Origin of the sequence: Micromonospora sp. WMMC415 (assembly GCF_009707425.1) — a bacterium.
GTDB lineage: Bacteria > Actinomycetota > Actinomycetes > Mycobacteriales > Micromonosporaceae > Micromonospora.
In genome coordinates this window covers 3,515,132-3,527,586 of record NZ_CP046104.1, presented here as the reverse complement: position 1 = coordinate 3,527,586, position 12,455 = coordinate 3,515,132, and the positions used below count along the sequence as shown (strand labels likewise).

Annotated in this window: 13 protein-coding genes; 1 reads left to right on the top strand and 12 read right to left on the bottom strand. The window is 73.5% G+C overall.

Going from position 1 to position 12,455, the window contains the following annotated elements:
* Window positions 1–60 precede the first annotated feature (60 nt).
* The 9 genes from GKC29_RS16650 to GKC29_RS16610 form a co-directional block, all read right to left on the bottom strand.
* Window positions 61–669: a TetR/AcrR family transcriptional regulator gene (locus GKC29_RS16650; RefSeq protein ID WP_155331705.1), complete on the bottom strand. Its 609-nt coding sequence runs from the start codon at window positions 667–669 to the stop codon at window positions 61–63.
* 179 nt (window positions 670–848) lie between these two features.
* The gene (locus GKC29_RS16645) at window positions 849–2,129 is read right to left on the bottom strand and encodes an ABC transporter substrate-binding protein (RefSeq protein WP_155331704.1); all 1,281 of its coding nucleotides are present in this window, start codon (window positions 2,127–2,129) and stop codon (window positions 849–851) included.
* 78 nt (window positions 2,130–2,207) lie between these two features.
* Complete coding sequence (locus GKC29_RS16640) at window positions 2,208–3,317, bottom strand: branched-chain amino acid ABC transporter permease (protein WP_155331703.1); 1,110 nt, start codon at window positions 3,315–3,317, stop codon at window positions 2,208–2,210.
* On the bottom strand, window positions 3,314–4,192 hold the full coding sequence (locus tag GKC29_RS16635; protein WP_155331702.1) for a branched-chain amino acid ABC transporter permease: 879 nt from the start codon (window positions 4,190–4,192) through the stop codon (window positions 3,314–3,316). The genes GKC29_RS16640 and GKC29_RS16635 overlap by 4 nt, the downstream gene beginning before the upstream one ends.
* 22 nt (window positions 4,193–4,214) lie before the next feature.
* A complete protein-coding gene (locus GKC29_RS16630; RefSeq protein ID WP_155331701.1) occupies window positions 4,215–4,955 on the bottom strand; it encodes an ABC transporter ATP-binding protein in 741 nt (246 codons plus the stop codon).
* Complete coding sequence (locus GKC29_RS16625; RefSeq protein WP_155331700.1) at window positions 4,952–5,737, bottom strand: ABC transporter ATP-binding protein; 786 nt, start codon at window positions 5,735–5,737, stop codon at window positions 4,952–4,954. Before GKC29_RS16625 ends, GKC29_RS16630 begins: the two co-directional genes overlap by 4 nt.
* A gap of 207 nt (window positions 5,738–5,944) precedes the next feature.
* Window positions 5,945–6,844 (bottom strand): alpha/beta hydrolase, encoded by a 900-nt coding sequence (locus GKC29_RS16620; RefSeq protein WP_155331699.1) that lies wholly within the window; start codon window positions 6,842–6,844, stop codon window positions 5,945–5,947.
* A 172-nt stretch (window positions 6,845–7,016) separates the two neighbouring features.
* Window positions 7,017–8,015: a metallophosphoesterase gene (locus tag GKC29_RS16615; RefSeq protein WP_155331698.1), complete on the bottom strand. Its 999-nt coding sequence runs from the start codon at window positions 8,013–8,015 to the stop codon at window positions 7,017–7,019.
* 143 nt (window positions 8,016–8,158) lie between these two features.
* Window positions 8,159–8,599: an SgcJ/EcaC family oxidoreductase gene (locus GKC29_RS16610; RefSeq protein WP_155331697.1), complete on the bottom strand. Its 441-nt coding sequence runs from the start codon at window positions 8,597–8,599 to the stop codon at window positions 8,159–8,161.
* 70 nt (window positions 8,600–8,669) lie between these two features.
* Between GKC29_RS16610 and GKC29_RS16605 the strand changes: the two genes are divergently transcribed.
* On the top strand, window positions 8,670–9,131 hold the full coding sequence (locus GKC29_RS16605) for a MarR family winged helix-turn-helix transcriptional regulator (protein WP_155331696.1): 462 nt from the start codon (window positions 8,670–8,672) through the stop codon (window positions 9,129–9,131).
* A gap of 19 nt (window positions 9,132–9,150) precedes the next feature.
* On the opposite strand, the gene GKC29_RS16600 is transcribed toward GKC29_RS16605, so the two are convergent.
* From GKC29_RS16600 to GKC29_RS16590, 3 genes are all read right to left on the bottom strand, one after another.
* Entirely contained in the window at window positions 9,151–10,983 is a 1,833-nt protein-coding gene (locus GKC29_RS16600) for a long-chain fatty acid--CoA ligase (RefSeq protein ID WP_155331695.1), read from the bottom strand.
* A 151-nt stretch (window positions 10,984–11,134) separates the two neighbouring features.
* Window positions 11,135–11,644: a hypothetical protein gene (locus tag GKC29_RS16595; RefSeq protein ID WP_155331694.1), complete on the bottom strand. Its 510-nt coding sequence runs from the start codon at window positions 11,642–11,644 to the stop codon at window positions 11,135–11,137.
* Window positions 11,645–11,670: 26 nt separating this feature from the next.
* Window positions 11,671–12,438: a hypothetical protein gene (locus GKC29_RS16590; protein WP_155331693.1), complete on the bottom strand. Its 768-nt coding sequence runs from the start codon at window positions 12,436–12,438 to the stop codon at window positions 11,671–11,673.
* Window positions 12,439–12,455: the final 17 nt, after the last annotated feature.

Genomic DNA, 12,455 nt, shown 5'->3' with positions numbered 1-12,455 from the left:
CAGTAACCATGCATCCAGTTTTACCAATCGGTAACCGCTCGGAAAAGAGCGTCGTGCCGGTCAGTCGGCGACGGCCGCCAGCAGGGCGCCCACCGTGCGCGCCATCACCGCCCTGGCCTGGTCCACGCCGAGCCCCAGGCCGTCGCGCAGCATCGACCAGGTCCCCCACGTGCTCACCGCCACGACGGCGTTCACCACCTGCTCGCGGCCCGCGCCGGCCCGGTCCAGCTCGACGGCGAACAGCGCCTCGACCTCGTCGCGGACCCGGTCGATGTGCTTGAGCCGGTTGCGGTGCAGCTGCGCGGACAGCGGTTCCCGCATCTGGGCGGCGCGCGCCGAGGGCGCGATGAGCTGGAGCAGCTTGGCCCGCTGCCGGCTGTACGCGTCGACCCGCTTGGCCAGTGGTAGCTCGGTCGAGATCGGCCGCCACGCGGCGTCCTGCTGCCGGAGCACCTCTTCACCGCTCGCCTCGAAGAGGGTCTCCATGTCCTTGAAGTTGGTCCAGAGCGTGCGCAGCGAGATGCCGGCGCGCTCGGCGATGCGCTCCCCGGTCGGCCGCAGGTCACCCTCGGAGATCAGGGCGAGGTGCGCCTCGACGATCGCGGCCCGGGTGCGTTCGGCCCGGGCCGTACGCCCGTCGACCCGGCCCGGCGCCTCGGCCCCGCCCATTCCCGCCCGCCTCCTTCACCGCGGCCTGGTCTCGCCCGCACGCCGAGTGTAGACGTGCGGTTACTCACGATCCGGTGGCTGACACCGGGCCCGGCCCGACCCTCCCAGCGAGCGGTGGCCGGTGGCAGGTGGGCCGGCCGGCGGGGCCGTGCGCCGGCCCCGCCCCGGCCGCGACCGGATCAGGTGGTCGGCACGCCGTTGGCCGGCGGTGCCACCGCGGGGGCGGTGTACTCGTTCACCGCCCCGTCGCCCTCGTCGGTCTCGTACGCGGGCCCGAAGTAGGCCTGCACTCCCCCGCTCACCCGGGTGAGCCGGCCCCCGCCGTAGCCGGAGTGGTCGGTGGCGGAGAACCGCAGCGGAGCGAGCCCGGGGCCCTGGTAGCCACCCTTGCGGACGGCCTCGGTCAGCGACTCGCGGGTGAGGTCCCTGCCGGCGGCGAGGAGCACCTGGACGAAGAGGTACCCCACGGCCATGCCGTACACGGTGTTGCCGTCGAACGGCGCGTTCCCGTTGTGGTCCCGGTTCACCTTCGTGAACAGCTGGATCCACGGGTTGGTCGTGTCGTTCTGCATCGGCAGGTAGTTGATGCCGACCATGCCGTCCAGCAGGCCGGCGGCGTCGCCGAGCTGCTTGGCGAGGGTCGGGTGGTCGGCGCCGACGTTGGACACCACCCACTGCGGCCGGAAGCCGAGCCGGGCGGCGGTGCCGATGGACAGGGCGGTGAAGCCCGGCACCGTGGCGAGGACGACCACCTCGCAGCCGGCCGCCTTCAACGCGCCGATCTGGGGCGCCACGTTGGTGTTGCTGACCACGTAGTCCTGGCGGGCCACGACGGGGCCGCCGAGCACCTTCTCCACCCCGGCGAGGCTGTCCCGGCCGAAGTCGTCGTTCTGGCCGAGGAAGCAGACCTTCTTCCCGGGCAGGGTGGTCTTCACGTGGTGGGCGAGGATCTTGCCCTCGACCGTGTAGTCGGGGTTGAAGCCGAACGTGTTCGGGTAGCGGTCGGGCTGGTCCCAGCTGCGGCTGCCGGAGGCGACGAAGAGGTCGGGGACCCGGTTGGTGTGCAGGAAGTCGAGCACGCCGCTGTGGGTCGGGGTGCCGAGGCCGTTGAGGACGGCGAAGACCTTGTCCTGGAGGACGAGCTGGCGGACGACCTGCTGGGTGTTCGCCGGGTTGTACCCGTCGTCCATGACCTTGTAGGTGATCTTGCGACCGTGCACGCCGCCGTTGGCGTTGACGTAGTCGAAGTACGCCTTGGTGGCCGGCGCGATCTTGGAGTAGCCGGCCGAGGCCGGGCCGGTGAGCGGCATGTGGGTGCCGACGACCACCTCGGTGTCGGTGACGCCCGGGACCGGCCCACGGCCGGCGGACCCGCCGTCGTTCCCGCCGCAGGCCGCCGCGCTGAGCAGCAGGGTGATGGAGGTGGCGATCGCGAGACCGCGTCGTGCGATGCGTCGCATGGGGTACCGACCTTTCTCGGCCAGGGTGGATGGTGTGGTGGGTGGATGAGGTGCGCCCGGCCGGGGCCGGACGGGTGGTCAGCGCCGCCCCGCCCGCCACCGGTCCCGCAGGGTGCGGGCGAGGCGGGACAGCAGGCCCTGCACGCCGCCGGGTGCGGCGATCATGACGACGACCAGCGTGCTCCCGAAGATCGCCAGCGGGAGGTTGCCCTCCAGGCGCTGCGCCGCCGCCGGCGAGAGCGTCAGCAGGTCGGTCAGGGTGTGCGTCAGGTCGGGCAGGGCGACCAGCAGGGCAGCGCCCCACAGCGCGCCGGCCAGCCGGCCGAGGCCGCCGATGACGACGGCCATCAGCAGGAACAGCGACAGCGTCAGCGAGAACGCGCCGGGCGAGACGCTCTGCGCGAGCACGGCGAGCAGGGCGCCGCCCAGCCCGGCCCCGGCGGCGCTGACCACGAAGGCGAGGACCTGGGTCCGGGCGACGTGGATCCCGGCGAGGCGGGCCGCGATCTCGTCGTCGCGTACCGCCCGGAAGGTGCGGCCGTACCGGCTGCGGACCAGGTTCGCCAGCAGCACCAGGCAGAGCAGCGTCGCCGACCCGGCGACCCAGAGCTGCCACCGCTCGTACGGGAAGTACGGGCCGAGCGCCGCCGGTGGCGGTGCGACCGGGACGGGCAGCCCCTGCTCGCCGTTGAGGACGCCGTCGAAGGTGACGGTCAGGGCCGGTACCACGACCGCGACCGCCAGGGTGACGCCGGCCAGGTAGGGGCCGCGCAACCGGGCGGCGGCCACGCCCACGACGGCGCCGACCGCGACGCTGGTGGCCACCGCCGCCACCAGGGACACGACCAGCAACCCGCCGCCGGTTCGGCCGCGGTCGGCGAAGGCGTCCTGCGTCAGGGCGACCGTGTACGCGCCGACCGCCATCAGCGCGCCGTGCCCGAGTGAGAGCTGGCCGTTCAGTCCGGTGAGGATGGTCAGCCCGGCGGTCGCGCAGAGGTAGGCGGCGACCGTGGCGAGCTGGAAGTTCCGGAACGGTTCGAGGCCGTAACTGACCGCCAGCAGTGCCGACGCGGCGACGGCCGCGAGCCCGAGGTGGCGCAGCAGGGTCGGGACGCGCCGCCCCTCCGGCCGGCCCTCGGGACGGGGCGCCCGGGTCGCGGGTGGGGCCGCCACCCCGGTGGCGCTCACACCCGCCTCGCGGTGACCGGGGCGAACAGGCCGCCGGGGCGGACCAGTAGCACCGCCAGGAGCAGCACCAGCACCGCGAGGGGGATGAGGTCGCCGCCGGCGTAGCCGCTGACGTACGACAGCAGCAGCCCGACCCCGACGCCGCCGACGATCGCGCCGGGCGGGCTGTCCAGCCCGCCCACCACGGCGGCGGTGAACGCCGAGACGAAGACCAGGTCCATGGCGTGCGGGTGCAGGCCCAGCTCGGTCGGGATGACGAGCATGCCGGCCAGGGCGCCGACACCGGACGCGAGCGCCCAGCCGAGCGTGAGCATGCCGCCGACGTTCACCCCGAGCAGGCGGGAGACCTCGGGAGCGAACGCCGCGGCCCGCATCCGCAGGCCCACCGCGGTCCGGGTGAAGATCCAGGCGAGCGCGGCGCCGACCGTCCCGACGGCGGCGAAGACGAAGACGTCGTACGGCGACAGGACGGCCAGACCGCCGACGGTCAGGGCGCTGCGGCTGAACGGAGCCGCCGCCGGCCGGAACTCGTTGCCGTACACCATGCCGAGGACGGCCTGGATCAGCAGGACCAGCCCGAGCGCGACGATCACCGGGTTGAGCGGCGAGCGGTGGTCGACGAAGCGCATGACGGCGACGTCGACGACCGCGCCGAGGAGCAGGCCGACGGCGAGCGCGGCGACGAACCCGAGCCAGTACGAGCCGGTCGCGGCCGAGACGCTGTAGGCGGCGTACGCGGCGGCGACGGCCATCGCCCCCTGGGCGAAGTTGACGATCCGCGCGGCCCGCCAGATGAGCACCAGGGCCAGCGCGAACGCGGCGTAGACCGCTCCCCTCGACAGGCCGTCGAGGGTGAGGAAGACGAAGCGGTCCAACGGGCCTCCTTGTCGGCGGTGGTCAGAATCCCAGGTACGCGTGGCGCAGGTCGGCGTCGTCGCGGAGCCGGGCGGCCGGCGCGGAGGTGACGACCCGGCCGAGGGACATCACGACGCCGTGGTCGGCGACGCCGAGGGCGCTGCGGACGTTCTGCTCGACGAGCAGCACGGCCAGCCCGGTGCGGTCGCGCAGTTGCCGCAGCAGGGTCATGGTCTGGGCGACCACCCGCGGCGCCAGGCCGAGCGACGGTTCGTCGAGCAGCAGCAGGCGGGGCCGGCCGACCAGCGCGCGGCCGAGGGCGAGCATCTGCCGTTCGCCGCCGGAGAGTTGGTGGCCGAGGTGCCGCCGGCGCCGGGCCAGCGGCTCGAACAACTGGTAAACCTCGTCGTGGGCGCGGGCGGCGTCCGCCCGGTCCCGCCGCCACAGCCCGCCGAGGCGCAGGTTCTCCTCGACGGTGAGCTCGCCGATCACGCCACGTCCCTCGGGGACGTGCGCCAGGCCGCGCCGGACGAGCTGCTCGACGGGGGTGCCGCGCAGGTCCTCGCCGTCGAGGAGGATCCGACCGGCGGTGGGGCGCAGCATGCCGGAGAGGGCGCGCAGCAAAGTGGTCTTGCCGGCCCCGTTGGCGCCCACGACGGCCACGATGGCGCCGGCCGGCACGCGCAGGTCGACAGCGTGCAGCACCGGCGCCGCCCCGTACCCGGCCACCAGGCCCCGCACGGCGAGCAGGTCGGTGCCGGGCTGCGCACTCGCGGCGGTCATGCCGCCGCCTCGTCGACGGCCGCGCCGAGGTACGCGTCGGCGACGGCCGGGTCGTCGCGGATCGCCTCGGGCGTGCCGGTGGCGACCACCCGGCCGAAGTCCAGGACGACGATCTCGTCGCACACCGACATCACCAGGTCCATGTGGTGTTCCACCAGCAGCACCGCGCACGGGTCGGTGTCGCGGTGGGGCAGCTCCCGGATCAGCTCCGCCAGCTCGGCGATGTCCTCGCCACCGAGGCCGCCGGCGGGCTCGTCGAGCAGGAGCAGCCGGGGGCGGGCGGCGAGCGCGCGGGCCAGGGCGACCCGTTGGCGTACGGCGAACGGCAGGGTCCCGGGTACGGCGTCGGCGTACCCGGCGACGCCGAGCGTGTCGAGGACGGCCAGGGCGTGCCGGCGCAGCCGGCGCTCGTCCCGGTCGCTGCGGGGCAGGCCGAGAAGCGCGGCGAGGAACCCGGCCCGGGCCGCGTGGGAGGCACCGGCCACGACGTTCTCCAGGACGGTGAGCCCGGCGAACAGGCCGGTCCCCTGGAGGGTGCGGGAGATTCCGAGCCGGGTGAGCCGGTGCGGCCGGGGCCGGAACGGACGGCCGTCGAGGGTGAGGCTGCCCTCGTGCGGGCCGACGAAGCCACAGAGGACGTTGAACAGCGTCGTCTTACCGGCTCCGTTCGGACCGATCACGCCGACCACCTGGCCGGGGGCCACCCGCAGCGAGACGTCGTCGAGGGCGGTGAGGCCTCCGAAGCGCACCCCGACGTGGTGCAGCGCAAGCCCTTGCTCCATCACCCATCCCTCGCATCGGGGTCCCGGTTATTACACTAGCAGTGTACGTTTCTCGGTCTGACCGTCAAGACCGTCACCGCCAGGAGGCCTCGGGAGGCCAGGAAGTTGCACTGTTAATGCATCTAGCCGTCATCAGCGACCGGGGCGGAAGAGCCGGTCGGCGACGTGCCGGGGCGGCCGCACACCGGCGACCGCCCCGGAGCACGTTCAGGAGTGCGGACAGGTGTTCCGGTACTCCTCGATGGCGAACCCGGTCGGGCCCGGGCAGAGGAACGGCTCGTAGCGGGTGTCGTTGTCGACGAACCGCTTCAACCACGCCACCATCTGCCGGGCCATGGGCGTGTTGGTCGTCTGCGGGAAGAAGTGGTCCGCGCCGTTGAGCTCCAGGTACGCCTTCTCCGACGAGGACGGGATGCTGGCGTAGAACGGCTCGGAGTGCGAGGAGACCGACGCGATGCTGTCGTACTCGCCGCCGATGATCAGCGTCGGTACGCGCACCTCCGACCAGGTCTTGTCCAGGTTCCACGGGGCGAGCGGCACCGCGGCCTGCAACGACGGCCGGTCCGCCGCGGCCTCCAGGCTGCCGCCGCCGCCCATCGAGTGCCCGGCCACCGCGAGCCGGGTGGCGTCGATCCGGCCCCGCACCGAACTGCGCTCAGTGAGCCAGTCCAGCGCCGCGAGCAGTTGGGCGCCCCGGCTGGCCGGCTGGTCGAAGCGGCTGTTGGTCTCGATGCCGACGACCACGAAGCCGTGCGAGGCGATCCGCGGCCCGAGCCAACTGAGGCTGGACCACGAGGCGGTGTAGCCGGGCGAGATGGCGATCGCCCCGAAGGTGCCCTCGCTGGTGCTGGTCGGGTAGTAGACGACCCCGCCGCCGAAGCCGCTGACGCTCAGCGACGAGACGCTGAACGACGAGGTGGCGAAGGGGCCGCGGCTGGCCTCCAGGATCGCGGTGGTCGGCGCCGGGCCGCGCTCGTACGGGTTCTCGGCGGCCTGCGCGCCGGCCGGGACGGCCAGGGCACCACCGACGGCGAGGACGGCCGCGACGGCCACCCTCGTCAGGGCGGACACGGAGGTACGGGTACGGGTGGTGGTGGGTGATCGCACGTCGGGTACTCCCTGCTGAGGGTTGGAGTGTTATCGACGTACGTCAGTCTTTGGCCTGGTCGCCGACGCCACATCGGCAAAATCACCGGTCCCCGGGGGGACGGCGCCGGGCAGGCCGGGACGCTCGGGGTGGCCGGTGGCCGGCCGCCCCGGACCGCTGGTCCGGACTACCTCAGCGGATCAGGCGGAGGCCGGTGAGCGTCCGGTCGTGTGCCGGGAACGCCTCCGCCGTGCGCGGTGCGTAGATCCACGTGCGCAGCGAGTCGGCGGCGGTGTCCACCTCCACCAGCCGGACCGGGTTGGTCCGTCGGGAGTGGAACGCCTGGAGGAACGAGTGGATCCGGTTGCCGTGCACGCCGGTGTCGACCCGGTACGCGGCGCTGCCGGTGTGACCGGAGAAGACGAGGCGGACGTTCGGGTAGCGCGAGATCAGGTTGTCGAACAGGTACTGCGGGCTGGTGGACCCGTGGGCCGGGCTGCGCCCGATCGTGCCGTCGGCCTCCAGGTAGTGGTGCGTGACGACGACGACGTTGTGCCTCGGGTTGGCGGCGACGACGTTCCGGGCCCAGGCGACCGCCGCCCGGCGCGGCCACGGCTCCAGGGTCAGCACCAGCCACCGCACGCCGCCGGCCTCGTAGGTCGCGTACGCGTTGTCGACCTTGCCGGCCTCGAACTGGCCCCGGACGGCGCCGAAGCGGTCCGCGGTGAAGTACCGGTTGAACACCGTGGTGTCGCGCAGCAACGGCCCGGCGGGGCTGCGCCGCTTGCCGTCCGGGCCGTAGACCTGGCCGTCGTGGTTGCCGACCGCGAGGGAGTACGGCAGCCGGGCCCTCTCCAGCGGTCGCAGCGCGTCCCGGGCGCGGGTGTACTGCACGTGGTCGGGGGTGTCGAAGTTGACCACGTCGCCGATGTGGGTGACGAACCGCAGGTCCAACGCGGAGCGGTTGGCGACCAGCCAGTCGGAGCGTTGCCGGAACCGGGGGTCGTCCGCTCTCAGCACCTCCTCCTGGGTGTCCGGCACGACCGCGAACCCGAACCGGGTGTCGGCGGCGGCCCGGAGGGTGCCGGTCGGCAGCGTGGACGGTGGCGACTCGACCGCGTTGGCGACGCCCGCGAGGCCGCCCGCCGTCAGCACCACGACGGCCGCCACGATGGTCCGCGTTATCCGCATCGGACACCTCCCACCAGGTCACCGGCGGTCGCCGGCTCCCGGGGATGCTACGGCAGGCCGCCGGCCGCACCCCGGAACCCCGCCATGACCGTGCGTGGTGGGCGTGTCCACGAAGAGTAGTCAGGTTTCGCGGCGGCCCGCCGCTACCGACCGGCGGGAATGAGGTCCGGCGCGAACCGGAACGAGACGGCCTCCATCAGCGGCTTCCGCTTGGTGTTCTGGAAGGCGGCGATCCGCCAGCCGCCGTCGGCGGTGCGGACGAGCACGTAGGTCTGCACCTTGGTCAGTTTGCCCGGGCGGTCGCCCTTGTAGATCTCGCCGCGACCGGTGACCACGGCGGTGTCCGGCCCGAAGAACCGGAGGTCGAGGATCTCGTCGGCGAGCTTCGTTCCCTTGACGAACCTGGTGAACAGCGCCCGGTGGCTCGCCACGATGTCACGCCGCCCCCGGTAGTGCGTGCCGACCCAGGTGACGTACGTGGCGTCCTCGGTGAAGAGCCGCCCGTACGCCTCGGCGTCCTGCCGGTTCCACGCGTCCACCAGCGCGCCGATGACGGAGGTGACGGCGGTACGGTCGTCAGGCATGATCCCTCCAAGGTGTCTGCACAGAAACAGTATCTGCGCGCATGCAGATAATAGGAGGAGGTCCATCGGCATGGCAAGGCAGTCCTGGGACGAGCGGCACGCCATCTTCCGGCGGTACCTCGACGCGGTCGGCCTGCACGGGATGGCCGGGGCCGAAGCGGCCGGGCTGCACCCGTCGGAGTGGCACGCGCTCAGCGTCATCACGTTGGAGGGACCGCTCACGTCCGGCGACCTGTCCACCCGGATCGGGCTGACCACCGGCGCCACCACCCGCCTCATCGACCGGCTGGAACGCGCCGGCTACGCCCGCCGCACGGCGGACCCCACCGACCGCCGAAAGGTGGTCGTGGCGCCCGTCCCCGAAGCCCTCGGGCGCATCGACGAGGTCGTGAGCCCGGCGCGCGAACGGATCGCCGAGGTGCTCACCGCGTACACGCCGGAGCAGCTCGACGTCCTGTTCGACTACTTCGAGCGGGCCGCACCCGCGTTCCGCGCCGCCACCCGGCAGATCCGTACCCGGCCCCGCCGCTGACCTCCGACCGCCGGACGGATCAGTGGCCGCGGTAGAGCGCCTCGACGTCCGACCGGAAGCGCTCCTCGACGACGCCGCGCTTGATCTTCAGGGTCGGGGTCAGTTCGCCGTCGGCCTCGGTGAAGTCGCGCGGCAGGATGGCGAAGGTCTTGACCTGCTCGGCCCGGGACACGGTCTGGTTGGCCTGGTCGACCGCCTCCTGGATCTCGCCGCGCAGCGCGGGGTCGTCCCGCAGGTCGGCGACCGAGGCGTCCGGCCGGCCGTGGGCGGACCGCCACCGCGGCCACGCCTGCGCATCGATGGTGACCAGCGCGGCCACGTACGGTCGATCGTCGCCGACGAGCATGCACTGGCTGACCAGCGGATGGGCGCGGACGGCCTCCTCGATCGGCGCGGGTGCGATGTTCTTGCCGGCCGCCGTCACGATGATCTCCTTCTTGCGGCCGGTGAGCCGGAGGAAGCCGTCGGGGTCGAGGCTGCCGAGGTCACCGGTGCGAAGCCACCCGTCCGGCGTGAAGGTGTCCCGGGTGGCGTCCGGGTTGTTCCAGTACCCCGGGAACACCACGTCGCCGTGCGCCAGCACCTCGCCGTCGTCGGCGACCCGGATCTCCACGCCGGGCAGCGGTCGGCCGACGGTGCCGATCCGCTGCGCCGACGGCAGGTTCGCCGTGAGGGCGGGCGACGTCTCGGTGAGGCCGTACCCCTCCAGGACCTGGATTCCCGCACCCCGGAAGAAGTGCCCCACCCGCTCGCCGAGGGGTGCGCCGCCGACGATCGCCGTCCGACACCGCCCGCCGAGCGCCGCCCGCAGCTTCCGATACGCCAGCAGGTCGAACACGGCCCGGGCCAGCCGCAGCAGCGGGTTCGGCCCGCGCGGCCGGTCGAGGGCCCGGCTGTACCGCACCGCCACCCGGTCGGCGAGGGCGAACAGCCGGCCGCGCCGCGCGTCCTCGGCCTTCTGCCGGGCCCGGTTGTACATCTTCTCGAAGACGCGCGGCACCGCCAGGATGAACGTCGGCCGGTGCCGGCGCAGCTGCTCCAGCACCCCGGCGACGTCGGCGCTGTGCACCATGGTCGCGCGACTCTGCACCACCCCCACCTGGATCAACCGGGCGAACATGTGCGCCAGCGGCAGGAACAGCACCGTCGACGCCCCGGGGTACAGCAGCCGCGACAGCGCCGCGACCGCGGCGGTCACGTCGCAGTGGATGTTGCGGTGCGTCAGCACGCAACCCTTCGGGCGCCCCGTCGTGCCGCTGGTGTAGACGATCGTGGCGACGTCACCGCCGGTCACCCGCTTGCGCCGGTCGTCGATCCGCGTGTCGTCGACGGTGCGCCCCTGGCCGGCGAGGGCGATCAGGTCACCGGCGTCGATCTGCCACACGTCACGCAGCGCCGGAAGGCCGTGCCGCAGGGCGGCGACCATCTCCCCGTGGCTCGCCGACTCCACCACGGCGCCCATCGCGCCCGAATCCGACAGGATCCAACCGACCTGGTCCGAGCTGGCCGTCTCGTACACCGGCACCGGCACCGCCCCGATCGCCCACAGGGCGTAGTCGACCAGGGTCCACTCGTACCGGGTACGGCTCATCAGCACGATCCGGTCACCGTGGCCCACGCCGGCGGCAACGAAACCGCGCGCCAGCGTGAGGACGTCGTCCCGGAACTGCTCGCACGTCACCGGCAGGTCGCCACCCTGCACCGACCGCGGCGCGGGCCACGCGCGCGACACCGGCGCGGGGCGTACGAACTGCACCGCCTGCGGAGCCTCCCGGGCGTTGACCCACACACGCTCCGCCAGCCCCGGCACCACCGCCCCGACGTCCAGCGGCGCGACAGCGACGTCCTGCACGTCGACCCCCCACCAGCTGCGCTCCCGGCACACCGGACACGGCAGCCGGCCGTACGGTCATGCTGCCGCCGCCACCGGCCCGGGCGGCGGCTATCGGCGAAACCCGCCCCGGCCACGGGGACGCGTGGTAGAAGGCCCCACCGGCCCGAGCTCAGATCGCGACCGCCGCCGACACCTTCCACTCGCCGTCGACCGGGACCAGGGTGAGCACCACCCGGTTCTGGTCGACCTTCTCCCCGGCCGTGGTGACGTTGCGCCGGTACTGGTTGAGGTACACCAGCAGCTCGACCCGGGCCGGGCCGGCCGTGACCACGCCGGCCGAGGACACCTCCGCCAGCACGACCGCCTGCTGCTTCACAGCCGTCTGCTGCAACGCGGCGGTGGTCCGCGCGTACTCGTCGGCGAAGGGCCCGGTGACGAAGCCGCGGCCGTTCGCCACGCTCTCGTCGAACGTGCGGTGGTCGTACGAGAAGATCGCCTTCGCCGCGGCCGGGGCGACCGCCAGGGCCTGCCTCGCGGCGGTGTCGGTGCGGGTGCCGGCACGGTCCCGCTGCCAGCCGACGGCGGCGGTGCCGGCGGCCAGCGCGATCGCCACCGCCAGCGCCGGCACCAGGGACAGGCGGCGGCCCCGGCGCCACGGCCGGAGATTCCGGATGCGCATATGTCCTCCCAAGGTCGGCGCCGGTGTCACCCGACGAACTGCAGACGGGACACCAGCCACTGACCCGAGCCCCGGTCGTGGACCAGGTCCAGCTGGATCCGGTAGTGCGCCGCCCGGCCGGCGGGCGCCTTCGCGTTCTTGACGGTGGCGTCCACGGCGACCAGCACGACCGCCCGGCGGCGGTCACCGGTGACCAGGCCGGCCCGCAACACGGAACCCCGCGACTCGACCTTGTTCTCCACCACCGCCGTCCGGACCTGCGCCTGGCCCCGGGTGAACTCGTCCTTGAACTCGCCGGTCGCCCCGTCCACGATCCGCTGGAGGTCGCGGTCCACACTGGCCGCGCTCACCGACACGAAGTCGACGCTGGTCTGCTTGGCGGCGGCGAGCGCGCCCTGGCGGGCCTCCTCCAGCGCCCGGTGCCCGTACCAGCGGTGGCCGTACAGGCCGGCGAGGGCGAGGGACCCGGCGAGCAGGGCGACGAGCAGCCCGACCAGGAGGCGACGGCGGCCGGGACCCGCGGACGCCGGGGCCAAGTCGCCCGCCGCCGCGGGATCGTCGCCGGGCGCGTCGGCCGCCTCGAGCCGGTCCTCGACCCGCTCCGGATCGGCGGGCCCGGTCGGGACGCCGCCGACCGCCGCGTCCTCGGCCGGCTCCTGGTCGATTCGCTCGAGCACGTCCTCGATCGGCGTCCGCACCGACCGCAGGACCACCCGGCGCTGGGCGGGCCGCCCGGCCGCACCGGACCTGCTTCCCTTGATCACCTTCAGCGTGCGGTCCCTCCGGGTCGGCACGGCAACCTCCTTCGATC

Coding starts and splice junctions, on each gene's coding strand:
- GKC29_RS16650 (WP_155331705.1), bottom strand. CDS start 669: ATGGGCGGGGCCGAGGCGCCGGGCCGGGTCGACGGGCGTACGGCCCGG.
- GKC29_RS16595 (WP_155331694.1), bottom strand. CDS start 11,644: ATGCGCATCCGGAATCTCCGGCCGTGGCGCCGGGGCCGCCGCCTGTCC.
- GKC29_RS16605 (WP_155331696.1), top strand. CDS start 8,670: ATGGCAAGGCAGTCCTGGGACGAGCGGCACGCCATCTTCCGGCGGTAC.
- GKC29_RS16625 (WP_155331700.1), bottom strand. CDS start 5,737: ATGGAGCAAGGGCTTGCGCTGCACCACGTCGGGGTGCGCTTCGGAGGC.
- GKC29_RS16630 (WP_155331701.1), bottom strand. CDS start 4,955: ATGACCGCCGCGAGTGCGCAGCCCGGCACCGACCTGCTCGCCGTGCGG.
- GKC29_RS16645 (WP_155331704.1), bottom strand. CDS start 2,129: ATGCGACGCATCGCACGACGCGGTCTCGCGATCGCCACCTCCATCACC.
- GKC29_RS16610 (WP_155331697.1), bottom strand. CDS start 8,599: ATGCCTGACGACCGTACCGCCGTCACCTCCGTCATCGGCGCGCTGGTG.
- GKC29_RS16615 (WP_155331698.1), bottom strand. CDS start 8,015: ATGCGGATAACGCGGACCATCGTGGCGGCCGTCGTGGTGCTGACGGCG.